Source organism: Erwinia endophytica (assembly GCF_009295515.1).
GTDB lineage: Bacteria > Pseudomonadota > Gammaproteobacteria > Enterobacterales > Enterobacteriaceae > Erwinia > Erwinia endophytica.
On the sequence record NZ_RQVV01000053.1, the window covers coordinates 73,282 to 96,734 of the forward strand.

General features: G+C 54.7%; 16 protein-coding genes. 1 reads left to right on the forward strand and 15 read right to left on the reverse strand.

Annotation, left to right across the window (positions count from 1 at the left end; genetic code table 11):
• Positions 1–80: 80 nt before the first annotated feature.
• The 12 genes from EH228_RS15060 to EH228_RS15115 all read right to left on the reverse strand — a co-directional run bounded on the left by EH228_RS15060 (position 81) and on the right by EH228_RS15115 (position 18,976).
• Positions 81–770: a GntR family transcriptional regulator gene (locus tag EH228_RS15060; protein WP_152322442.1), complete on the reverse strand. Its 690-nt coding sequence runs from the start codon at positions 768–770 to the stop codon at positions 81–83.
• Positions 771–873: 103 nt separating this feature from the next.
• Positions 874–2,346, reverse strand: a complete 1,473-nt coding sequence (locus EH228_RS15065; protein ID WP_152322443.1) for a mannitol dehydrogenase family protein — start codon at positions 2,344–2,346, stop codon at positions 874–876.
• A gap of 55 nt (positions 2,347–2,401) precedes the next feature.
• A complete protein-coding gene (locus tag EH228_RS15070; protein WP_152322444.1) occupies positions 2,402–3,685 on the reverse strand; it encodes an MFS transporter in 1,284 nt (427 codons plus the stop codon).
• Between the two features lie 75 nt (positions 3,686–3,760).
• Complete coding sequence (locus tag EH228_RS15075; RefSeq protein ID WP_152322445.1) at positions 3,761–4,768, reverse strand: Zn-dependent oxidoreductase; 1,008 nt, start codon at positions 4,766–4,768, stop codon at positions 3,761–3,763.
• Between the two features lie 10 nt (positions 4,769–4,778).
• A complete protein-coding gene (gene manD / locus EH228_RS15080; protein WP_152322446.1) occupies positions 4,779–5,993 on the reverse strand; it encodes a D-mannonate dehydratase ManD in 1,215 nt (404 codons plus the stop codon).
• Positions 5,994–6,339: 346 nt separating this feature from the next.
• A complete protein-coding gene (gene trhP, locus EH228_RS15085) occupies positions 6,340–7,722 on the reverse strand; it encodes a prephenate-dependent tRNA uridine(34) hydroxylase TrhP (RefSeq protein ID WP_152322447.1) in 1,383 nt (460 codons plus the stop codon).
• 229 nt (positions 7,723–7,951) lie between these two features.
• A complete protein-coding gene (gene baeR / locus EH228_RS15090) occupies positions 7,952–8,659 on the reverse strand; it encodes an envelope stress response regulator BaeR (protein ID WP_152322697.1) in 708 nt (235 codons plus the stop codon).
• Positions 8,660–8,700: 41 nt separating this feature from the next.
• Positions 8,701–10,086, reverse strand: coding sequence for an envelope stress sensor histidine kinase BaeS (gene baeS / locus EH228_RS15095; RefSeq protein ID WP_152322448.1), 1,386 nt, complete (start codon positions 10,084–10,086; stop codon positions 8,701–8,703).
• Positions 10,086–11,495 (reverse strand): multidrug transporter subunit MdtD, encoded by a 1,410-nt coding sequence (gene mdtD, locus EH228_RS15100; protein WP_152322449.1) that lies wholly within the window; start codon positions 11,493–11,495, stop codon positions 10,086–10,088. Before mdtD ends, baeS begins: the two co-directional genes overlap by 1 nt.
• 49 nt (positions 11,496–11,544) lie before the next feature.
• Positions 11,545–14,622: a multidrug efflux RND transporter permease subunit MdtC gene (mdtC, locus tag EH228_RS15105; protein WP_152322450.1), complete on the reverse strand. Its 3,078-nt coding sequence runs from the start codon at positions 14,620–14,622 to the stop codon at positions 11,545–11,547.
• Positions 14,619–17,738 (reverse strand): MdtB/MuxB family multidrug efflux RND transporter permease subunit, encoded by a 3,120-nt coding sequence (locus EH228_RS15110; RefSeq protein WP_152322451.1) that lies wholly within the window; start codon positions 17,736–17,738, stop codon positions 14,619–14,621. Before EH228_RS15110 ends, mdtC begins: the two co-directional genes overlap by 4 nt.
• The gene (locus EH228_RS15115; RefSeq protein WP_152322452.1) at positions 17,738–18,976 is read right to left on the reverse strand and encodes an MdtA/MuxA family multidrug efflux RND transporter periplasmic adaptor subunit; all 1,239 of its coding nucleotides are present in this window, start codon (positions 18,974–18,976) and stop codon (positions 17,738–17,740) included. The genes EH228_RS15110 and EH228_RS15115 overlap by 1 nt, the downstream gene beginning before the upstream one ends.
• 244 nt (positions 18,977–19,220) lie before the next feature.
• Here EH228_RS15115 and EH228_RS15120 point away from each other — a divergent pair, with 244 nt between their 5' ends.
• Complete coding sequence (locus EH228_RS15120) at positions 19,221–20,183, forward strand: aldo/keto reductase (RefSeq protein ID WP_152322453.1); 963 nt, start codon at positions 19,221–19,223, stop codon at positions 20,181–20,183.
• Positions 20,184–20,274: 91 nt separating this feature from the next.
• Here EH228_RS15120 and EH228_RS15125 read toward each other — a convergent pair whose 3' ends face one another.
• From EH228_RS15125 to pfkB, 3 genes are read right to left on the reverse strand one after another with little or no spacing between them, the layout of a single operon-like run.
• Positions 20,275–21,081, reverse strand: a complete 807-nt coding sequence (locus EH228_RS15125) for an HPr family phosphocarrier protein (protein WP_152322454.1) — start codon at positions 21,079–21,081, stop codon at positions 20,275–20,277.
• On the reverse strand, positions 21,068–22,516 hold the full coding sequence (locus EH228_RS15130) for a PTS fructose transporter subunit IIC (protein ID WP_152322455.1): 1,449 nt from the start codon (positions 22,514–22,516) through the stop codon (positions 21,068–21,070). The genes EH228_RS15125 and EH228_RS15130 overlap by 14 nt, the downstream gene beginning before the upstream one ends.
• Positions 22,517–22,538: 22 nt before the next feature.
• Positions 22,539–23,453: a 1-phosphofructokinase gene (pfkB, locus tag EH228_RS15135; protein WP_152322456.1), complete on the reverse strand. Its 915-nt coding sequence runs from the start codon at positions 23,451–23,453 to the stop codon at positions 22,539–22,541.

Below are 23,453 nucleotides of genomic sequence, written 5' to 3' on the forward strand. Positions count from 1 at the left end.
AGGCAAGGCGATCACGGCGGTCTGAGCCACAGGGGGCACTATTATTTCTCCACATGAGCTCAGTATGGCTGTGGTCGCCTTCACGGCGTTTTTTCAAACCACTCGCTGTTTTGTTCGGTGATGGGGGTAATGGAGAATATTATCTCTTGTAGATGTTGACGCATCGCCTTTTCAGCGGCATCGGCGTTGTGTGCCACCAGCGCGTTATAGATTTCTTCATGTTGCTGGATCAGATTTTCTGGCGGTGAGACTTTACTCAGGGTCAGAAAGCGCACCCGGTCCATTGTCGCTTTGATGTTTTCCACGGTTTCCCAGGCCAGCTCACAGTTGATACTCTGCGCAATCAGGCGATGAAATTCATCGTCCAGTAGCAGGAATCCCCGGCTGTCATGACGTTCAGCCGCCATTTTTTGTAACTGTAAATTGTGTTCAATCAGCGCCAATGCTGACGGAGTGGCCTCATTTGCCGCCCGACGAACGACAGCGATTTCCACTGCTTCGCGAATAAAACGACCATCGGCGACGCGCCGGGCGGAAATTTTACACACGAAGGTACCGCGTTGTGGTAATACCTGGACCAGACTGGCTTCGGCCAGTTTAATAAAGGCTTCGCGTACCGGCTGACGGGAGACATTAAAGCGGGTTGAAACCTCCTTTTCCGACAGCAGTGAACCGGGAGGGATAGCACAGGTCACAATATCCTGACGCAGAAAACGATAAATCTGCTGATTGACGGGTTCGCTCGCGGTAATAGTGTATGAAATCGACATGCGATAAGATTCATTTTGGTGTGATACGTCAATAGCCTGACGCTGGATTATATCAGTCTAATCAGCCTGATGCTCCAGCGCCAGCCTTTTTGCGCCTGAACGCTTACCGAATGCCGTTAACCTGTTTAACCGCGTCTTTGGCACCGATTTTGTGCAACAACTGATAGTAATGAGTGACAGATTCGCGGAACCGCGTATTCCCGGGCAGATCGTCGGCAAAGACCGCTTTCAGCGACAGCAAAGCATTGATCCGTTCGTCACCGTCACGGCTTGAATTGACCAGACGGGCAATTTCTTGATGCAGTGGATCGTTAATCACAATGGTATTCCCCTGTTCATCCACGCCGCTGACGTAGCGCATCCAGCCTGCGACCCCGAGCGCCAACAGATCAAAATTGCTGCCGTTGTTCAGATGCCAGCGGATACTGTCCAGCCAGCGCTGCGGCAGTTTTTGCGTGCCGTCGGTAGCAATCTGATAAGTACGGTGCCTGACTGCCCGGTTTTTGTAGCGGGCGATCAGCGAATCGGCATAGGCCGTCAGATCGACGTTTTTGGTATGCAGAGTGGGAGCCTGTTCGTCCAGCATTAACTTGTATGACGCCTGCTGGAAGTGAATATCGTCCATACAGTCACTGATATGCTCATAACCGGCCAGATAGCCAAGGTAAGCGAGGAACGAATGGCTTCCGTTCAGCATACGCAGTTTCATCTCTTCAAAAGGCAGTACGTCAGCCACCAGTTCGGCGCCTGCTTTTTCCCAGGCAGGGCGCCCGTTAACGAAATTATCCTCAATCACCCACTGGAAAAAGGGTTCGCATTCAACGCCAACTGGATCCGTGCAGCCCAGTTTCTCGCTCAACGAGGCAAAAGCCTGCTCAGTCATGGCGGGCACGATGCGGTCCACCATGGTGGAAGGGAAGGTAATGTGCTGCTGAATATAGCGGGCCAGTTCGGGATCCTGCTGCTGTGCCAGTTGCACAATAACGTTACGTGTAACGTGACCATTTTCAGGCATGTTATCGCAGGACATCACGCTGAAAGCAGGCAGTCCGTTGGCACGACGGCGCTTGATGGCGGCCAGAATCAGGCCCGGTACGGATTCAGGATCCTCGGGATGGGCTAAATCGTGCACGATGGCGGGGTGGTCGAGCATCAGTTGCCCCGTTGAAGGCTGATAGCAATAGCCTTTCTCGGTCACGGTCATGGAGATAATGGCCACCTCGGGTTGGCACATGGCGTCGATGATTTTTTCGATGCCATCAATGCTGCGGCAGAGCGCCTCATTGACGACGCCGACCACTCGGGTGCTCAATCCGTCATCTGCCATTTCAGTGACGCTGTATAGCCGGTCCTGCTGGCGCAGCGCTTTAATTAAATCACCCTTGTTGTTTTTGTTGATCTCACACTCACAGTAGCCCCAGTCGCTACCGTGTTCGGATGCCAGAATATCGGCACAAACCGCCTGATGGGCGCGGTGAAATGCACCAAAACCAATATGGACAATACGGGTACGCAGAGCTTTTCGATCATAGCACGGGAGCAGAGTGCCTTCAGGCAGCAGATCAACGGATAACATAATTAATCCTTATAGCTAGATAACGGTGGGCATGCCGCAGCATGCCCGATGAGAATTAGATGGAAACGGGGTTAACGCTTTGCTTCGGGCTTTTAATCACCAACAGCACCAGGAGCGCGCCGAGAGCGGCCACCACGCCCGCGAGGATGAAGGCACTGTCGAATTTGCCGGTGTGATGCACAATGTAACCCGTGACTACCGGGCCGATAATGCCGGAAATACTGCCAATCAGGTGGATAAAGCCGCTGATCCCGCCCACACGGCTCTTATGCACCACATCCTGAATAATCGCCCAGTAAATGGCGCCAGTGATGTACAGGAAGAAAATTGATACTGACATCAGGGTGACGGCTGGATAAACCCCTTGCACTGAGCCTGCCAACGCCACGCAAATAGCAGCGGCCAGCAGTGAGACGACCAGGACAATTTTTCTTGAAAGCAGCAACTTACCGGTGATGTTGAAGATTTTATCTGAGATCCAGCCTCCCAGCGCCAGACCGACAAAGCCGACGATCCACGGGATCATCGTGGTCATACTCATCGACTTGATATCGAGGTTATGCGCCTGCACCAGGTAGGCCGGAAACCAGCTCAGGAAGAAGAACAGAATGTAGTTGTAGCAAAAGAAGGCGAAGGCGGTGACCAGGATAATCGGCTGGCGCAGATAGAAGCCAAGGCCGTGTTCAGACTGAGCCAGCTCTTCATCCGGCGTGGTCTGTTCTTCTTTCAGCTTCGCCACCAACAGGCGCTCTTCTTCGCTAACGCGAAGACTCTTCAGAGGGTTATCCGCCGCGATCAGAAACCAGGCGACCATCCACACGATGCCGATGGTGCAGATGATAACGAAAGCCGGACGCCAGCCGAACGCGAGGGACAGATAACCAATGATCGGGCCGGCAACTGCGCCGCCCAGTGGCGAACCGGCACTGAGAAAACCCATTGCCGTCGCCGCTTGTTTCTTGGGAAACCAGCCATTAATGGCTTTGTTGGCCGAGGAACAGATCGGGCCTTCCGCCATGCCGAACATCACACGTAAAATCAGCATTGACCAAAAGCCCGTTGCCAGCGCAGTGAAGCCACAGAACAGCGACCACAGGCCGACAGCCACCCCCAGTACCAGTGTTGGACCAAATTTGTCGGTGGCGAGGCCACCTATAAAGTTAAACAGTGCGTAACCGAAGAAAAAGCTGCCGAATATCAGGCCGAACTGCTCAGCATTCAGCATCAGATCTTTTTCAATCATCGGTACGGTCAGGGAAAGGGCCACACGATCGAGGTAATTGATCATATAGACCAGGAACAGTAGCAGTACGATAATCCAGCGGAGGTTTTTAAACATGATGACTCCATTATATTTATAGTCGTAGGGTATCTGTGCCGGTGGGGAGCGATGCCCCACACCGACCGTCTGGCGTCATACAGCCAAAATGACTTTGCAACAGTTGCGCGGATCCTTTTCAAACAGGGTCATGGCCTGTTCGATTTCGCTCAGCGGGAAGTAATGCGTCACCAGTTTGTCTGGCTGGATAAGTCCCTGTTCCATCCAGTTAATGACCAGCGGGAAGCGATGGCTGTTGAGCCGGGAAGTAAACAGCGACAGCTCTTTACTGGTCAGGCTTTGTTGCGTGACCGTACAGGGCTCGCCAGAGAAACCAAGTAAGCCAATCCGTCCCGCCGGGGAAGCCAGTGCCGCCGCTTCCGCCAGAATGGCCGGATGGCAGGCGGCATCAATAATCAGCGTCGGTTTTTCGCCCTCAAGCTGAGTTGCCAGCGGGATGTCGCTGTTATTCAGCACCACATCAGCACCGTTTTCCGTCGCCATCGCCAGTCGCTCCGGCAGACGGTCAGCAACGATCACCTTGCGGACTTTATACACGCCTTTCAGCACCTGTATGGCGGTGAGCCCCATCGGTCCGGCGCCGTAAATCAGTGCCACATCATTGGGTTGCGGCTGGAGGAAGGCTGTGATGTTGGCGGCGATGGTGAAGGGTTCCACCAGGCTGGCCAGTTTATCGGGAATGCTGTCTGGCAGACGATAAGCATTGGCTGCCGGGGCGACGGCATATTCACTGAAGCCGCCGTCACGATGTACGCCGATCACCTGCAGTTCGCTACAGACATTGGGACGACCAACAGAACAGGGGTAGCAGTGGCCGCAACTGACCACCGGATCGACCGCCACGCGTTCGCCAATTCTGTTACGGTCGACATCGCTGCCTACCGCGTCGATCACCCCAAAAAACTCATGACCGATAACTCTTGGGTAGCGGGCAAAAGGGTTATGTCCGTGCCAGATATGCACGTCGGAACCGCAGATACTGGCGTATTTTACTTTAACCCTGACTTCCCCTTTAGCGGGGGTCAGTTCCGGTCGTGGTTGCAGTACCAGCTCACCGGGGCGTTCTATGACCACACTTTTCATTTTTGCCTCCTTACCAATTCCACAAGGTGCCGTCTTCCAGACGTGCAACCGGCAGATACGCTGCTTCATACGGATAGCGGGCTGCCACTTTTTCATCAAACTCGATACCCAGGCCGGGTTTGTCGCCTGGGTGCATATAACCGTTATCGAAGGTCCAGTTTGGCTGGAATACTTCCATCATCTTTTCGGAATAGCCCATGTATTCCTGGACGCCAAAATTCGGTACCCACAGGTCAAAATGCAGCGCGGCCGCCATGCAGATTGGCGACAGGTCTGAAGGCCCGTGTGAACCGGTGCGTACCTGATAAAGCGAGGCAAAATCAGCAATACGGCGCATTCCCGTAATGCCGCCTGCATGGGTAATGGTGGTGCGGATGTAGTCGATCAGTTGTTCTTCAATCAGCTGCTTACAATCCCAGATACTGTTGAACACTTCACCGACGGCGATCGGGGTAACCGTGTGTTGGCGGATCAGGCGGAAGCACTCCTGGTTCTCGGCTGGGGTTGGGTCTTCCATCCAGAACAGGCGATAGTCTTCGACGCTTTTGCCGAAGCGAGCCGCTTCAACAGGCGTCAGACGGTGGTGCATGTCGTGCAGCAGATGTTCGTTAAAACCAAATTTGTCACGGATAGCGGCAAACAGCCTGGGGGTAAAGTCGAGGTATTTTTCCGTTGACCACAACTGTTCTTCCGGCCAGTCGCCTTTGGTGGCGGGTTCATAAGCCTGACCTTTGCCTTTCGCCATGCCATAAGTGGTTTTCATCCCCGGCACGCCACATTGAGCACGGATGGCTTTAAAGCCCAGTTCTTTGTGTTTTGCGTAGTCGTCCAGCACTTCGTCAATACTGTGGCCGGTGGTATGGCAGTACACCATGACACCCGTGCGCGATGCGCCGCCCAGCAACTGATAAACCGGCATGTTGGCCGCTTTACCTTTGATGTCCCACAGCGCCTGATCGATGGCGGAGATAGCCGACATGGTGACCGGGCCACGACGCCAGTAAGCGCCTTTGTAGAAGTATTGCCAGATATCCTCAATCTGATGGGCGTTACGGCCAATCAGTTGCGGACAGAGGTGATCTTTCAGGTAGGAAGCCACCGGCAGTTCACGGCCATTCAGCGTGGCATCGCCAATGCCGGTCAACCCTTCATCGGTGGTGATTTTGACGGTAACAAAATTCCTGCCAGGGCAGGTAACGAAGACTTCAGCTTTTACAATTTTCATCCAGATGGCCTTTTGATCATACAATGCTGAAAAAAATACGCATTGACGTACTACCATACAAGTTGATTGTGATGAATGTTCGACAGTGATCACAGTTGAGTGACGTGTTGTTCGGATGTGGGTGAGATAATGTATTCAGGCGGCATTGAGGTGAAGAAAAGGCAAGAAATGCAGGGAGAGAAGGGAATAAAGTGACGATGATAAAGAAAAGGCCCACTCGGGGGAGCCGGGTGGGCCAAGGTGGTGGTTCGAGAACAATTCGCTGTTTTTAATGAGTCATCTTAAGCGCGTCCATTGTAGTCGGGAAATGCTCAGTGTTGTGTGATCGAATTCTAAGAAAATTATCTTAGGTGATTTTTTCCGAATGAATGGTTGATGCTGGTTGACTGACTGGCGCATCGGCGAAGTTACGCATTAGCAGGGCAAAAGCAAGGTCGAGCTCTTCCGGCACTGGGATCCAGACAATATGACCATTACCTGGCGCGACGTCCACAGGCTGCTGTTTATTGTTTTCCATCCTTTCCAGGTGGAAATTGATATTGCCTGCCGGGGTCATCAGTTCCAGGCTGTCGCCAACGCAGAATTTGTTTTTCACTTCAACTTGCGCCATGTCGCCACGCCGCTCGCCAGTGAATTCGCCGACAAACTGCTGGCGGTCAGAGGCGGAAAAACTATGTTGGTAATTCTGGTAGCTGTCATGAGTATGGCGGCGCAGGAAACCTTCGGTATAGCCCCGATGGGCCAGCCCTTCCAGGGTCGTCAGCAATGATTCATCGAAGGGTTTTCCGGCGGCGGCATCATCAATAGCACGACGATAAACCTGGGCGGTCCGGGCGCAGTAGTAGTGTGATTTGGTACGGCCTTCAATCTTCAGCGAGTGAACGCCCATTTGAGTCAGTCGGCCCACGTGTGCTACAGCGCGTAAGTCTTTGGAGTTCATGATATAGGTGCCGTGTTCATCCTCAAAGGCGGTCATATATTCACCCGGACGCATTGACTCCTCAATCAGAAAGACTTTATCGGTTGGCTGGCCTTCACCTAACGTCGGCTCGATGTTTTTCACCGGGATCGGCTGATACTGATGGACTATCTGTCCCAGTTCGTCCTGCTTTCCTTCCTGAACCTTGTATTCCCAGCGGCAGGCGTTCGTGCAGGTCCCCTGGTTTGGGTCGCGTTTGTTGATATAACCGGAAAGCAGACAGCGACCAGAATAGGCCATACATAAGGCACCATGGACGAAAATTTCCAGCTCGATGTCTGGCACTTGCTGGCGGATTTCAGCGATCTCCTCCAGGGACAATTCGCGGGAGAGGATCACCCGGGTCAGGCCCATTTTTTGCCAAAATTTTACCGTCGCCCAGTTAACGGCATTGGCCTGTACCGACAGATGCACATCCATTTGCGGGAAGGCTTCCCGCACCAGCATAATCAGCCCAGGATCGGACATGATCAACGCGTCGGGTCCCATTGCTACCACGGGTTCCAGATCGCGAATAAATGTTTTCAGCTTGGCGTTGTGCGGAGCGATGTTCACCACCACGTAGAATTTTTTCCCCAGCGCGTGGGCTTCATTGATGCCGATCGCCAGATTCTGGTGGTTGAATTCATTATTGCGTACACGCAAGCTGTAACGGGGCTGGCCGGCATAAACCGCATCTGCGCCATACGCGAAGGCGTAGCGCATGTTTTTTAGTGTGCCAGCCGGAGAAAGCAATTCCGGTTTAAACATAATATCTCAGTCTGATGTCAGGTCAGAATCCCCACTGCCTTTCAAGACCATCGCGGTGTGAGCTGCCAGCGTCAACCTCGTTCACTTAGCTGAGTGAGCTTGTCGGGATAACACTGTTGCCGCCGTACAATGGACAGAAATCCGCAGGGGAAAGGTTGCAAGGCCATCGGGGAAGCGACCTTGCGGATGGCAAGAATTGTAAAAGCTGGCGTGAGGAATGTAAATTGCGCTAAATCAATTTGCAGACATCGGCTTCCCAGCGATAACCCATGCCGTATACCGCGCGGATAAAGGGCTGGTCGGCATCGAGCGCTTCCAACTTGCGGCGCAAATTCTTGATATGACTGTCAATCGTACGGTCAGTCACCACGCGATAGTCATCGTACAGATGATTGAGCAACATCTCGCGTGAAAAGACTTTACCCGGTTCCTGCGCCAGGGTTTTCAGCAGGCGGAATTCCGCCGGGGTCAGATCGAGGAGGGAGCCTTGCCAGCTGGCTTGAAAACGACCGTCATCCACCACCAGAGAGGAAACTTCTTGCGCTTTTTCCTGCGTGCGTTGGCAACGCCTGAGGATGGTTTTGACGCGCGCCACGACTTCCCGTGGGCTGAAGGGTTTGCAGATATAATCATCGGCGCCGATCTCCAGCCCCAGCAGGCGGTCAATCTCTTCCGTTTTGGCAGTGACCATGATAATCGGCAGTTCGGAGAAGCGGCGAATTTCACGACTGACGGATAAACCATCCAGACCTGGCAACATCAGATCCAGCAAGACCAGGTCAGGCGGCGTCTGTTTAATCCATGCCAGCACCTCGTCTCCACGCAACAGGTGGTGGGTTCGGTAATTGGCCGCCTGGAGATAATCCACCAGCAACTGACCGAGTTTCGGTTCATCTTCAACCACTAAGATCAAGGGAGTATTGTTTTCCTGGGTCATCATGCTTATTGGTATCTGCTGAGTGAGAGAAGATTCTCTCATTAGTTTTTTTGGCTGGGCAAGTGTATCGTAATTCTCAGGCCGCCGGCAGCGGAGTGCTCGGCTTTGATGCGGCCATCGTGCGCCTCGACAATATTCTGGCAAATGGCCAGACCCAGCCCCGATCCGCCACTGGCCCGGTTACGCGAACTTTCCGCGCGAAAAAATCGTTCGAAAATTTGTTCGCGTTGCTCGTCGGTAATGCCGGGCGCGGTATCGTCGAAATAAAGGATCTGCTGAGCAGGTTGTGATACCAACGTTACTGTCAGACTTCCCCCCGCATCGGTATAGCGCAGGCTGTTTTCCATCAAGTTACTCAACAGTTGTATCAGGCGGTCCGGGTCGCCAAATAACGGCGCCTGTGCCGGAAGTTTCAGTATCAACACCAGATTGTGCTGCTGATAACGGCTGTTGAAGTTGGCTGCCGTCAGCTCCAGTAGCGGCACCAGGTCGGTGGCGCTTTTGCGGTAGGCCAGCGCGCCTTCATCTGAGAGCGACAGTTGGTGCACATCATCAACCAGTTTGGTCAATGTATTGACTTCTCCCAACAGGGAGATGATCGACTCCGGCGTTAATTTACGCACGCCGTCCTGGAGTGCTTCCAGCTCTCCGCGCAGGATCGCCAGCGGGGTTCTGAGTTCATGTGAGATATCCGCCATAAATTCCCGACGCATTCTTTCGTTTTTTTCCAGTGTACTGGCCAGACGGTTAAAGTCCTGCCCCAGATGGCCCAGTTCATCGCGGCTGTTGGCCTGTACGCGGCTGGTGAAATCGCCAGCGGCAAGGCGGTGAGTCCCCTCGATCAGGCGTTTGACCGGCGCCAGCAGACCGCGTGACATCAGCCCGGTGACCAGCGCGGCCAGTAGCATGGCCAGGCCGACGATAATCCAGCTGGTGCGTTTTTGCTGCTGATCGAAGTTGATATCCGCGCTGCGGGTTAATCGCTCCGGCGGAGAACCCACAACCCAGCCAACGATATGTCCGTCTTGGGTGGTGATTTTGCTGCGGTAGCTTTCCAGCGGGATGGGGGCGCGAGGGCCGATCATGACGTGATATTGCTGGTCAATAATCCAGAATGGGGTGCGCCAACCATGTGGCGGAAACTGGTTGTTGGTGTCGGGGTTCTGCTCCAGCGAGCGCATGATCTGGAAAACCAACTGGTTGTTATGACGCAGGAATTCCCAGTTTCCGTGTTGCTCGTATTGCTCGGCCAGCGCATCGCTGAGCATCATCAGACGCTGCTCGTTACCTTTTTTAATGTAATCGATAAAGCTGTGCTCAAAGCTGAAGCGCACCCCCCAGTGCATGGTGCCCAGCACCAGCATGCAGGTGGAAAATATGGCCGCAAACAGCTTAACGGTAATACCGATCCGCAACTTCGCCAACATCAGGAGTTCCTCCGGCGGCGGTCCAACACCACATTTTTGCTGACGTCAGGCGGCACATGCCAGAACACCAGCGCAGGCAGGATTATCACCACGGCCATGCACAGCCAGGTATAAATAAAGGTCTGCTGCGCCAATGGGCTGGCAGCCGCCGACGGATGACCAAAAGCGCCGAGCAGCAGCCCGACAATCGTGACGCCGATACTCATCGACAGTTGCATAATTATCGACAACAAACTGTTGCCGCTGCTGGCCAGCGAGTCCGGGAGTTCTTTCAGTGTCAGGGTATTCATCGCCGAAAAGCGGATGGCATTAACCATACCCAGCAAGAACAGCACCACAGGCAGCAGTCTTTCCCACTTCATCAGCGTGACGGCCGGGAACAGCAGCGCCACCAGGCTGAGACTTATCGTGGCGCCGACCAGCACGTTGCGGTAACCGAAGCGGTTAACGATTTGTACCACGATACGTTTCATGCCCATATTGCCCAGCACCATCGGGATCATCATCAGTCCGGCGTGAAAAGGGGGGAACCCCAGGCCAACCTGCAGGAAAATCGGCACCATAAACGGCAACATTCCACTGCCGATACGACCGGTAAAACTGCCCAGCAGGCCGATAGCGTAGAGGCGGTTATCAAACAATTTCAGACTGAACAGGGCGTGCTCGTTGTGGCGGGCGTGCAGCAGATAAAACAACAGAGAGAAGAGGCCAGTCAGAATAAACAGGCACAGCATCAATGGCGAAATCCCCAACCCGCGTTGTCCATCAAGCGCCAGAGTCAGGGTAGCCATTCCGACGGCCAGCAGGACAAAGCCGATAAAATCAAACCGTCGCGGCGGCAACCGGAAATTGGACATCAACCTCAACGTGGCGGTTGCGCCAATCAGGCCGACCGGCAGGTTAATCAGAAAGATCCAGTGCCAACTGGCGTATTGCACCAGAATACCGCCAAGCGCCGGACCCAGCAGGGGACCGACCTGACCGGGCAAGGTGACAAAGGTCATTGCCGCCATATACTGTTCACGCGGCACCAGCTTCATCACCGTCAGGCGACCAACCGGCACCATCATCGCACCGCCTACCCCTTGTAATACGCGGGCAATCACTAACTGGTCCAGGGTGGTCGCCATGGCACAAAACAACGACCCTACGCTGAACAGAACAATGGCGCTGGTGAATATGTCGCGCACACCCAACCTGTCCGCCAGCCAGCCGCTGACTGGCAGCATCACCGCGACGGTCAATACATAAGACACCACCACCGAGTGCATATGCAGCGGGTTTTCATTCAAACTCGTCGCTATGGCGGGCAGGGCCGTGTTGACGATGGTGGTATCCAGCGATTGCATAAAAAATCCGCAGGCAACAATCCACAGTTGCCAGCGCACGCCTGGGGACAGCGTATTCATTGATTAGAGCATTCCTGAGTTAATGATCAAATATCCCCGTCATACGCCATCATTCCACGTGGACTCGTGTGGACGTGGGCTTTCGTCGCAGTTTATCCATATACAGATAAACCACCGGCGTGGTGTACAGTGTTAACAGTTGGCTCATCACCAGACCGCCGATGATGGTTATCCCCAGCGGCTGACGCAGTTCAGCGCCGTCACCGGAGGTTAGCGCCAGCGGCAGGGCACCAAACAGGGCGGCCAGCGTGGTCATCATAATTGGCCTGAAACGCAACAGGCTGGCCTGGAATATGGCGTCACGGGCAGTGAGATTGCGGGTTCGTTGGGCTTCCAGCGCAAAATCTACCATCATAATAGCGTTCTTTTTTACAATGCCTACTAATAGCAGGATGCCGATTAATGCGATCAGGCTGAAAGGCGTGGAAAAAAGCCACAACGCCAGTAACGCTCCCACGCCTGCGGATGGCAGGGTGGAAAGGATGGTCAACGGATGAACATAACTTTCATACAGTATCCCCAACACGATATACACGGTAGCGATAGCCGCCACAATCAGCCACAGTTGGTTACTCTGGTTTTGCTGGAAAAGATGTGCGGTACCGGCAAAGCTGCCGCGCACGGTGTTGGGTACGCCCAGGGCAACCATGCTACGGTCAATCGCCGCGGCAGCCTGTGACAGCGAGACGCCTTCCGGCAGGTTAAATGAAAGGGTGGACGCCGCCGACAGCCCCTGATGGTTGACCGACAGCGGTGCATTGGCCGGTTGCCACTGCGCAAAGTACGACAGGGGAATGGCCTTGCCGTCATTATTGATAACGTACATCAAATCCAGCGAGCTGACGTCCTGGGTGTAGCGCGGGTCAACCTCCATCACCACTTTGTACTGGTTAAGTGGTTGGTAGATAGTGGATATCTGTCGCTGCCCGAAAGCGTTGTTCAGTAGGTTATTGACATCCGACACCTTGATGCCCAACCGCGCCATGCTTTGACGATCATAGATCAGCGCCATTTCCGCACCCTTGTCCTGTTGATCGGAGTTAACATCCGCCAGTTCCGGCAGGGTGCTAAAGGCCTGGCGGATTTTCGGTTCCCAGCGCCTCAGGTCGTCAAGGCTGTCTGACAACAGCGTGTACTGATAACTGGCATTGGACTCGCGTCCGCCGGTGCGCATATCCTGTACCGCCTGGAGATAAAGATTGGCTCCAGGTTCTTTCGCCAGTTTGATGCGCAACCGGGCCATTACGTGCTGGGCATTTTCACGGCGTTCGCTCAGTGGTTTCAGCGAGATAAACATAGAACCGCTATTAGTGGATCGTGAACCGCCGGTAAAACCAACTACGCTGTCGACCGCCGGGTCATCACGGACAATCTTCATAAAATCTTCCAGTTTGCCGCGCATCGCCTTGAACGAGATACTCTGGTCGGCCTGAATAAAGCCCATCAGTCGCCCGGTATCCTGTTCGGGCAGCAAGGTTTTCGGCAGGGTAATATACAGGTAGATAGTCAGACCAATGGTGGCAAACAGCACCATCAGTACCCAGCGCGCGTGATTCAGTACCCAGTCCAGTGATCGGCCATAGTGTTGTTGCACGGCCGCCAGTCGTTTACCGATGCCCTTTAGCCGGGGCGGGTCACGCTTTGCCGGGGGCGTTTTTAGCAGGCGGGCGCACATCATTGGCGTCAGTGTCACCGAGATGAACAGCGAAATGGCGATGGATACCGAGAGGGTGAGGGCGAACTCTTTGAAAAAACGGCCAATCAGACCGCCGAGCAGCATCAGCGGCAGGAAAACCGCTATCAGCGACAGACTCATCGACAGCACGGTAAAGCCCACCTCGCGTACGCCCTGCAATGAGGCCTGCAACGGCTTCATACCGGCTTCTACGTGACGAGAGATATTTTCCAGCACCACGATGGCGTCATCAACCACGAAGCCCGTGGCGACCGTCAGCGCCATCAGCGAGAGGGTATTAAGGCTGAAGCCGCACAGGTACATGGCGGCGAAGGTGCCGATCAGCGAAACCGGAACGGCTACGGCCGGGATCAACGTGGCACGCGCGGAGCGTAGAAAAAGCAACACCACCAACACCACCAGACCGACGGAAATCATCAGCGACTGTTCCACTTCCACCAGTGAGGCACGGATGGTCGGTGAACGATCCTGAGCAATATTCAGATGGATAGAGGCTGGCATACTTTTTCTCAGTTCCGGCACTTCCGCACGGATACGGTCCACCGTATCGATGATATTCGCTTCCGGCAACTTACGAATGAGCATCAGGATGGCCGGTCTGGCATTCGCCATGCCGGCATTGCGTACATCCTGCACCGAGTCGCTCACGGTCGCCACATCTTGCAGGCGGACTGGGGAACCGTTGTTGTAATGTACCACCAGCGGCAGATAGTCTGCGGCGGTTTGCAATTCATCGTTGGTTTTCAACTGCCAGCGCTGGTCGCGGTCTTCTATCGCACCCTGTGGTCGGCGCTGGTTAGCGTTGGATATCGCCTGACGGACAGCGTCCAGCGACACCCCCTGATTAAACAGTGCTGTTGGGTTCAACGCTACCCGTACCGCCGGTAGCGAGCTGCCACCGAGGGTGACATCGCCGACGCCATCGATTTGCGACAGTTTTTGCGCTAACTGGGTGGAGGCATAGTCATACAGCTGCCCCTGGGACCAGGTGTCCGAGGTCAGGGTCATTATCATGATCGGCGCATCGGACGGATTGACTTTGCGCCAGGTTGGGCGACTGGGCATGCCGCTGGGCAGTAAACTTTGGGCGGCGTTAATCGCGCCTTGTACGTCTCGCGCCGCACCGTTGATATCCCGGTCGTAATCAAACACCAGAATAATGCGTGTGCTGCCGAGTGAGCTGCTGGAGGTCATCTCCGTCACACCGGCAATGCGGCCCAGAGAGCGTTCCAGCGGCGTGGCGACAGAGGAGGCCATGGTTTCCGGCGAGGCGCCCGGCAGCGAAGCCGAGATCAAGATAACCGGGATATCCACCTCCGGCAGTGGCGCGACTGGCAGCAACCGGAAGCCAAGTATACCGGCCAGCACAATGGCGAGCGTCAGCAGGATGGTCGCCACCGGACGATGGATAAACAGCGCGAAAAATTTCACTGTTTGTTCTCCTGCCTGAAGCGGCGGCGGGCCGCGTGTGCCAGGCGGTCAAACAACAGGTAAATCACCGGTGTGGTGAACAACGTCAGTAGCTGGCTGACCAACAGACCGCCGACCATCGCGATGCCCAGTGGACGGCGTAGTTCAGCGCCGACGCCGTTGCTGAGCATCAGCGGCAGCGCGCCGAGCAGGGCGGCCAGGGTGGTCATCAGTATCGGGCGGAAACGTAGCAAACAGGCCTGATAGATAGCGGTATCAGGCGCCATGCCTTGTTCCCGCTCGGCGGCCAGCGCGAAGTCGATCATCATGATGGCGTTTTTCTTGACGATACCGATAAGCAGGATGATACCGATAATGGCGATCACATCCAGTTGGCTGCCGCTGAGTATCAGCGCCAGCAGTGCCCCAACCCCTGCGGTAGGCAATGTGGAAAGAATGGTTATTGGATGGATAAAGCTTTCATACAATATTCCCAGCACAATATACATGGCGACTATCGCCGCGACGATCAGCCAGACGGTGCTGGACAGCGCAGCCTGGAAGGCCAGCGTGCTGCCCTGGAACTGAGTGATTATCTCTGACGGCATGGCCAGATTCTGTTCGGCTTCGGTGATGGCATTGACCGCTTGTTCCAGTGAGTAACCGTCGCTGACATTGAACGAGAAGGTGGTGGATGGGAACTGATCCAGATGGTTAATACTCAGGGCGGCGTGGCGTTGTTCCACCGTCGCAATGGCGCTGAGCGGCACCATGCCCCCGCTACTGCTGCTCAGGCGAATAGTCTGTAGCGCGTCCAGCCCAGGGGTGGTCGCGGTCTCATTCTCCAGCACCACGCGATACTGATTGGATTGAGTGTAAATCGTCGAAATCAGTCGTTGGCCGAAGGCGTTGTACAGTGCGTTATCGACATCCGCCATGCTGATCCCCAGGCGGCTGGCATTATCGCGATCGACCCGGATAAAGGCTTCCAACCCCTGATCCTGCCAGTCGCTGCTGACATCCTGTAGCATCGGTAACTTCGCCAGCGCATTGAGCAGTCGTGGTACCCACAGAGTCAGCGTATCGGGTGATCCCGCTTGCAGGGTGAACTGATATTGGGTGCGGCTGGCGGTGGTATCGATGGTCAGATCCTGTACCGGTTGCAGATAAAGATGGATGCCGGGAAGCCGCTCCACCTGATGCTGCAGACGCTTGATCACTTGCGGAATGCGGTCATCCCGCTCGCTTAGCGGCTTCAGATTGATTTGTAGTCTGCCGCTGTTGAGCGCCGGATTCGTGCCGTCCACGCCAATAAATGAGCTCAGGCTTTGTACTGCCGGATCTTGCAGAATGATCGCGGCCACTTCCTGCTGACGCTGTGTCATGTTGGCGTAAGAGACCGATTGCGGCGCTTGCATGGTGCCCTGAATAATGCCGTTATCCTGCAACGGGAAGAAGCCCTTGGGAATGATTATCCACAGTAGTACGGTGATGACCAGGGTACCCAGCGCCACGCCAAGAGTCCACCATGGGTGTTTCAATACCTTGCTCAGTAAACGACCATAGCGGGCGATGACCCGCTCAAACATTGCCTCACTGGCGCGGGAGAAACGGTTTTGTTGGCGTAATGATTCCGTGCTCAACATTCGTGCGCACATCATCGGCGTCAGTGTCAGCGAGACGACAGCGGAAATCAGGATCGACACCGCCAGCGTGACGGCAAATTCACGGAACAGTCTGCCGACAATATCCCCCATAAACAGCAACGGGATCAGGACTGCAATCAGCGAGAAAGTGAGAGAGATGATAGTAAAACCAATTTCTCCGGCACCTTTCAGTGCCGCGGCCATCGGTCGCTCACCTTTTTCGATATAGCGTGAGATATTTTCGATAACCACGATGGCATCGTCGACCACGAACCCCGTGGCGATAGTCAGCGCCATCAGCGTCAGATTGTTGATTGAAAATCCGAGAAAATAAATCACCGCAAAAGTGCCAATCAGCGACAGCGGGACGGCTACGGCGGGAATGATGGTCGCCGGAACATTGTGCAGGAACAGGTAGATAATCATCACCACCAGCGACATGGACAACACCAGCTCGAACTGCACATCATGCACTGAGGCGCGGATGTTGGTCGTGCGGTCGGTCAGAATCTGCACATCCACCGATTTTGGCAGCGTGGCGGTCAGGCCTGGCAGCATCTTGCGGATGTTGTCGGCGGTGGCAATGATATTGGCGCCGGGCTGGCGCTGTATATTCAGGACGATGGCGGGCTGGCGGTTAGCCCAGGCGCCCAGCCAACGGTTCTCTGCACCCTGTTCGATAGTGGCGACGTCTCCCAGACGAACGGGTGAACCATTCTGATAAGAAACGATTAACTGGCGGTAATCCTCGGCCGATTTCATCTGGTCATTGGCTGAGAGGGTGATAGCACGTTGCGGGCCGTCTAAACTGCCTTTCGCTGAATTGACGTTGGCATTGCTGATGGCATTACGCACGGTTTCACTGTCCAGCCCGAGCGCGGCCAGAGCCTGTGCGTTGAGCTTAACTCTGACCGCCGGACGCTGGCCGCCTGATAATGTCACCAGCCCGACGCCGGAAACCTGTGATATTTTCTGTGCCACACGCGTTTCGATCATGTCCTGTACCTGGGTCAGCGGCATGCTGGTGGTGGTGACGGCCAGGGTCATGATCGGCGGATCGGCGGGGTTGACTTTGCTGTAAACCGGCGGGTTAGGTAGATCCAAGGGCAGCAGGTTAGTTGCGGCGTTAATCGCGGCCTGCACTTCCTGTTCAGCGACATCCAGCGGCAAACTCAGCTGGAACTGCAACGTAACGACTGAGGCCCCGCCAGCGCTTTGTGAGGACATCTGTTTCAGCCCGGACATCTGACCGAACTGGCGCTCCAGTGGCGCGGTAATGGCTGACGTCATCACATCCGGGCTGGCACCGGGATAGAGGGTCACCACCTGAATGGTGGGATAGTCCACTTCCGGCAGGGCCGAAACAGGTAAGACTCGGTAACCGATTATCCCGGCCAGCAGGATCGCCAGCATCAACAGAGTGGTGGCTACCGGACGAAGAATAAACTGGCGGGAAGGCCCGCCGTTGGTACTGGGGGGCATGACCTGCATCAGGAGCGGCTTCCTTTCGCGGGCGGGATATTTTCACCGGAGACCGATGAGGAGGACAGCGGATCGACAACGTCGACTGTCGCGCCTTCAGTCAGACGGTCAATACCGTCGGTGACGACGCGTTCACCAACATCCAGACCGGCGGTAATCACCACTTTCTCGCTGTCCTGTAGCCCGGTGCTAACCTGTTTTTTACTGACTTTATGGTCTTCGTTCACCACCCAGACAAAATGGCCTTCGTTGCCCATTTGCAAGGCTGCCGCTGGAATGACAATGGCATCCTGCTGAGTGCTGACTTGCAACCGGGCGTTAACGAATTGATTAGGAAACAGCAGGTTATCACTGTTGCTGAAGCGGGCTTTCAGTTTCACCATCCCGGTGGTGCTGTCAATCTGGTTATCCATACTGAGCAGGGTGCCGTGGGTTAGCAGCGTTTTATTGTTGCGGTCCCAGGCCTCCACAGGAATGGGTTGACCGGTTTTCTGTGCGTTGAGAAGGGTGCCGATGTCGTTTTCCGGCAGGCTGAACACCAGGTCGATAGGATGAGTTTGGGTGATAACCACAATGCTGTCGCTGCTGGTGATATAGTTGCCGGTATCCGTCTGCCTCAGGCCGACACGCCCGGAAATAGGGGAGGTGACGCGGCTGTATGTCAGGTTCAACTGGGCGCTGGCGACACTGCCTTCATCCATTTTAATGGTGCCCAGTGTTTCGTTCACCAGTGAACGTTGGTTATCAATTTCCTGCTGGGAGACCAGATTGGTTTTAGCCAGTTTTTCATAGCGGGCCAGATCACGGCGGGCATTTTCCAGTGTGGCCTGGTCTTTGGCCAATTGCCCCTGAGCCTGAATCAGCGCGACCTGATAAGGTCGGGGATCGATTTCTGCCAGCAACTGGCCGGCCTGTACTTCCTGCCCTTCCATGAAGTGTAATGCTACCAGATTGCCGTCGACCCGGCTGCGCAGGGTGACGGTATTCGCTGCGGTGACGGTTCCCAGCCCGGAAAGATAGTGCGGAACGTTTTGGCGAACGGCTGCGATTGCCTGCACGGGGGCCAGCGCACCACTTCCTCCCCGGCGCTCGCCATTTTTCCTGACACCTGCCGCGTGAGGTTGAGCGCTTGCGGTGGTCGGCGAGACTGTCGCATTGTGGCGGCTATAGCCATACCAGCCACCGACAGCAAGCACTGTCGCTACAACGATGAATACAATCTTACGAAAACGGCGTTGGCGGTTCATTGTTGTTATTCGTTCTCCGGTAGCAATGCGTGTTGTCCACCAGGGGCAATAAAGAACGCCCCTTAATATTATTAGTTTAGCGAGTTTAACGGCGGTAAAAGTGAAGGAAATAAGGATAACCGTTCAAGCCTTGTAAGGGGTCGTAATCTGAAAATCTTTTGCCACAAATCAACGAAACAGTTTTATCCCAGCTTTGCTAAGCTGGTAGTCATGCGGAAATCCTTTCATCTTCAGGAGTGTGATCATGAGTCAATCAGAACATCGTTCGCTGGGCCGTACTGGCATTAATGTCCCTAAGCTGACCTTCGGCGGCAATGTCTTTGGCTGGACAATCGACCAGAAAACCTCTTTCTCTTTGCTGGACGCATTGGTTGAGAACGGGCTGTATTTCATTGATACGGCGGATGTGTACTCGCGTTGGGCGCCGGGAAATCAAGGCGGGGAATCCGAAACTATCATCGGCAACTGGCTGCAACAAAGCGGCAAGCGCGACAAAATCGTGCTGGCAACCAAAGTGGGTATGGATATGGGGGAGGGGAAAACCGGTTTGGCTCCGGCTTATATCCGCCAGTCAGTGGAGGATTCGTTGCGTCGTCTGCAAACTGATTATATTGACCTGTACCAGGCCCACCGCGACGACAGTGATACGCCGTTACAGGATACGCTGCAGACTTTTGATGCGTTAATCAAAGAAGGAAAAGTACGGGCCATTGGCGCATCTAACTATTCCGCCAGTCGCCTGGATGAAGCGCTGAAAGTCAGTAAGGATAATGGGTTGGCCCGTTATGAAACGCTGCAACCGGAATATAATCTCTATGATCGTGAAGGGTACGAGAGTGGGCTGGAGAAGGTCGCGCAAAACCATGGGCTGGGGGTGATTAACTATTATTCTCTTGCCAGCGGTTTCCTCAGCGGTAAATACCGCAAGCCGGAAGATGCCAGCAAAAGTCAGCGTGGCGATGGCGTGGTGCAGAAATACCTGAATCCGCGCGGGCTGAACATTTTGGCCGCATTGGATAAAGTCGCTGCAGCGCATAACGCCACGCCAACTCAGGTTACGCTGGCCTGGGAAATGGCCCGCCCAGGCATTACCGCGCCGATTGTGAGTGTGACCTCGCTGGCCCAGCTTGACGAGCTGACCAAAGCCGTCACGCTGCAGCTTAGCGATGCGGATATTCGTGAACTGTCGGAAGCCAGTCGTTACTGAGATTAATGCCAGCCTGACTGAACGTTGAGCGTCGCTGCGCCCGGTAAGTTCCCTGATTACGCTCAGAGTGAGATCCTCTGAGCGCGTATTGTCAGCTAAACAATCTCGAAAACCAGTTGCGCTTCACGTCCGGTTGCGAAGGGGGTTCGGGTGATGAAGCCAGCCCTTCACCCAGCCCTTTATCGATCATTTCTCCAATCATTGTCAGTGCGCTGACCGCATCCTGACCTCGGGCTGAAAACCGCAACCGCTGGCCGTGTTTGACGCCAAGAGAAATAACGCGCATCAAACTTTTGGCATCAACGGCGGTTGAGCCAGCATCAAGATTCTCAACGGTTATGGTGCTGTCAAACTGTTTAACCCTCTTTACCAACTCAGCAGCTGGTCGGGCGTGCAGTCCATGAGCATTGTGGATCGTAAATATTGCCTGCTCAGCATCATCCGATACCACGGTTTCCTCTTCGCTCTGCCTGTGCAGCCCGGTTAAGAGGGTCAGAATGTCGGCTGGGGTCTGCGCATGGTTAATCGCCTCCGGTACGCTGTCATCCGCCAGCGCGTGGGTCAGTTGGCGCAGAATATTCAGGTGCTCATTGGAACGGGCGGCGATCCCCACCACGACCCGGGCAATGTTTCCGTCTCCCCAGTCCACCCCTTGACGAAATACCATCACCTTTACGCCGGTTTGGATGACGGCGTCGCGGGTCTCCGGCGTACCATGCGGAATGGCGATACCGTTGCCGAGATAGGTGGAAATTTGCGCCTCACGCGCCTGCATACCCGCAAGATAGTCCTGCGTGGTGTATCCCGCCTGGACCAGTTCTCCAGCAACCAGACGGAGCGCCGCATCTTTATCATGCCAGCAATCTTTCAGGGTAATATCATGCTCACAGAGCTGCATTCTGACCTCCCTGAGCGATGTTAACCTTGTCTGCCTCTGCCTCTGCCTCTGCAGTGGCCAGTTGCTGGCGCTTTTGCCAAAGTCGCCAGCAGCCCAGCATCAACGCGCCGCAAACTGAACCGGCAAGTATACACAGCACCCATGCCAACGGTTTGCTGACCAGCGGCAGGATCAGAAATCCGCCGTGCGGGGCGGGAACCTGAATCTGCAGGAGATAGCTGAACACCGCCGAAACCGACGAGGCAATCATCATCATTGGAATCACGCGCAGAGGATCTTTGGCGGCAAATGGGATGGCTCCTTCAGTGATATGGGTACAGCCCAGAATATAGTTCACCATTCCGGCGGTGCGTTCCTCTTCATTGAAGCCTTTGGGGAAGAAAGTGGTGGCCAGCGCGATAACCAGCGGTGGCGTGATACAGGCGGCAGACACCCCAGCCATAAAGAAATAGTTGCCCTGACCGAGCAGCAGTGTGCCCGTGACGTAGGCGGCTTTGTTAACCGGACCGCCGAAATCGAAGGAGCACATTGCCCCGACCACGATCCCCAGCAGGATTGGGTTCGCTTCCTGCAACGAAACGAGCCAATTCATCATTCCGTTGTTGATGGCGGCGACTGGCTGGCCAAGGAGTGCCATCAGTATGCCGATGGCCAGAACACCAATCAGCGGCATGATGAATATCGACTTCAGCCCTTCGTACTGGCGCGGTAATCCTGCCAGTCGCTGTTTTACCCACAGCATCAGATACCCGGCGGCAAAACCGGCAATGATGCCGCCCAGGAACCCTGCGCCGGTGGCGTTCGCCATCAGCCCACCCACAAACCCAGCCACCATGCCGGATCTTCCCGCAACCGACCAGGCAATATATGCCGTGAACACCGGGACCATAATTGAAAACGCTTGTTGACCAATGTTCATCAACATCGCCGCGATGGCATTATATTCTGCCGATTGCGGATCAGCGGAATAGATACCCCACAGGAAAGAAAGGGCAATTAATACCCCTCCGGCGACAACAAACGGTAGCATATTGGAAACGCCGCTCATCAGGTGCTTATAGAGTTGTCGTCCGACAGATTCCGTTGATGCCTTCGTCATTGTGAGGTCTTTTTCACCTTTACGTATCGGTGCTTCTCCGTTGAGAACTTTATTGATCAATTCAGCAGAATGGTGCAAAGCGTCTTTTACCGGGACTTCCAACACAGGCAGGCCATTGAATCTACTGGTATTGACATCTTTATCCGCCGCAATAATCACGCCGGAAATATCCTGCAAATCTGCAGGAGTAATGGCGTTTTCCACCCCCGCCGCGCCATTGGTTTCCACCTTAATTTCTACGCCGATTTTTTTTGCTGCGTGTTTTAGCGCCTCTTCCGCCATATAAGTGTGGGCAATGCCGGTAGGGCACCCGGTTACCGCTATTATCTTTTTCATATGCAGACCCTTTAGTTTGTTCTTACCGTTTTTCTGTTTGAACCTGCAACAACAGGTCCGGAATGTTGGCGAGTCTTCCCAGTCCCGCCGAGCTTGCCACATCAGCGCCAGTCGCGCTGGCCAGTTTCATGGCCTGTTCCACACTACCGCCCGACAACCAGACACTGAGGAAAGCGCCCAGCGCCGCGTCACCCGCGCAGGCCGAGCTGACCAGTTCAATTTTCGGGGCCGTGCAGAACCAGTCGTTTTGGCCATCGGAAAAATACATTCCGTCGGCGCCAAGCGTCAGCAGGATGTTCTGTGCCCCAAGGGCATGCATTGCCTGCATCGCTGTTTTCGCCTGATGGTGATTGGTAACCGGCAGGCCAAATATGGCAGCGACCTCATCGTTATTGGGTTTGATCAGCAGCGGCTTGAATGTCAGCATGTCTTTGAGCGAGGGGTCGCTGATATCCAGGATCACGGGGATGTTTTGCGCCTGGCACAGCGTCAGAATTTCCGCATAAAAACGACTTTCAATGCCGGGTGGCAGGCTGCCGCTGATGACCAGGCAATCCGCGTCTGTTAATCGCTCTAGTTGATCGATGACCTGTTGCTTGCAATCGTCATCAATAAACGTGCCCGGATTAAGTAGCTTGAACTCATTCTCACCATCATTAATAAACACGTTGATACGGGTGGGGGCGTTAACCCAGGCTGGAGTGACAGCCAGTTTTTTCTTTTTCAATTCCTGAACAATGTAATGCCCGGTAAAACCACCAAAGATGCCCAGCACATGGGCGGGTTTGGCAAAGTGTTGCAGCACCAGTGCGACATTCACGCCTTTGCCGTTCGGGCAGTACTCCGTGCGGTGAGCACGGTTCACCACCTGCGGATGGAGGGGGGCGCTGAAAATATTCATATCGATGGCGGTGTTGAGGGTAAGGGTATAAATCAC

Coding starts and splice junctions, on each gene's coding strand:
- EH228_RS15060 (WP_152322442.1), bottom strand. CDS start 770: ATGTCGATTTCATACACTATTACCGCGAGCGAACCCGTCAATCAGCAG.
- EH228_RS15065 (WP_152322443.1), bottom strand. CDS start 2,346: ATGTTATCCGTTGATCTGCTGCCTGAAGGCACTCTGCTCCCGTGCTAT.
- EH228_RS15070 (WP_152322444.1), bottom strand. CDS start 3,685: ATGTTTAAAAACCTCCGCTGGATTATCGTACTGCTACTGTTCCTGGTC.
- EH228_RS15075 (WP_152322445.1), bottom strand. CDS start 4,768: ATGAAAAGTGTGGTCATAGAACGCCCCGGTGAGCTGGTACTGCAACCA.
- manD (WP_152322446.1), bottom strand. CDS start 5,993: ATGAAAATTGTAAAAGCTGAAGTCTTCGTTACCTGCCCTGGCAGGAAT.
- trhP (WP_152322447.1), bottom strand. CDS start 7,722: ATGTTTAAACCGGAATTGCTTTCTCCGGCTGGCACACTAAAAAACATG.
- baeR (WP_152322697.1), bottom strand. CDS start 8,659: ATGACCCAGGAAAACAATACTCCCTTGATCTTAGTGGTTGAAGATGAA.
- baeS (WP_152322448.1), bottom strand. CDS start 10,086: ATGTTGGCGAAGTTGCGGATCGGTATTACCGTTAAGCTGTTTGCGGCC.
- mdtD (WP_152322449.1), bottom strand. CDS start 11,495: ATGAATACGCTGTCCCCAGGCGTGCGCTGGCAACTGTGGATTGTTGCC.
- EH228_RS15110 (WP_152322451.1), bottom strand. CDS start 17,738: ATGCAGGTCATGCCCCCCAGTACCAACGGCGGGCCTTCCCGCCAGTTT.
- EH228_RS15115 (WP_152322452.1), bottom strand. CDS start 18,976: ATGAACCGCCAACGCCGTTTTCGTAAGATTGTATTCATCGTTGTAGCG.
- EH228_RS15120 (WP_152322453.1), top strand. CDS start 19,221: ATGAGTCAATCAGAACATCGTTCGCTGGGCCGTACTGGCATTAATGTC.
- EH228_RS15125 (WP_152322454.1), bottom strand. CDS start 21,081: ATGCAGCTCTGTGAGCATGATATTACCCTGAAAGATTGCTGGCATGAT.
- EH228_RS15130 (WP_152322455.1), bottom strand. CDS start 22,516: ATGAAAAAGATAATAGCGGTAACCGGGTGCCCTACCGGCATTGCCCAC.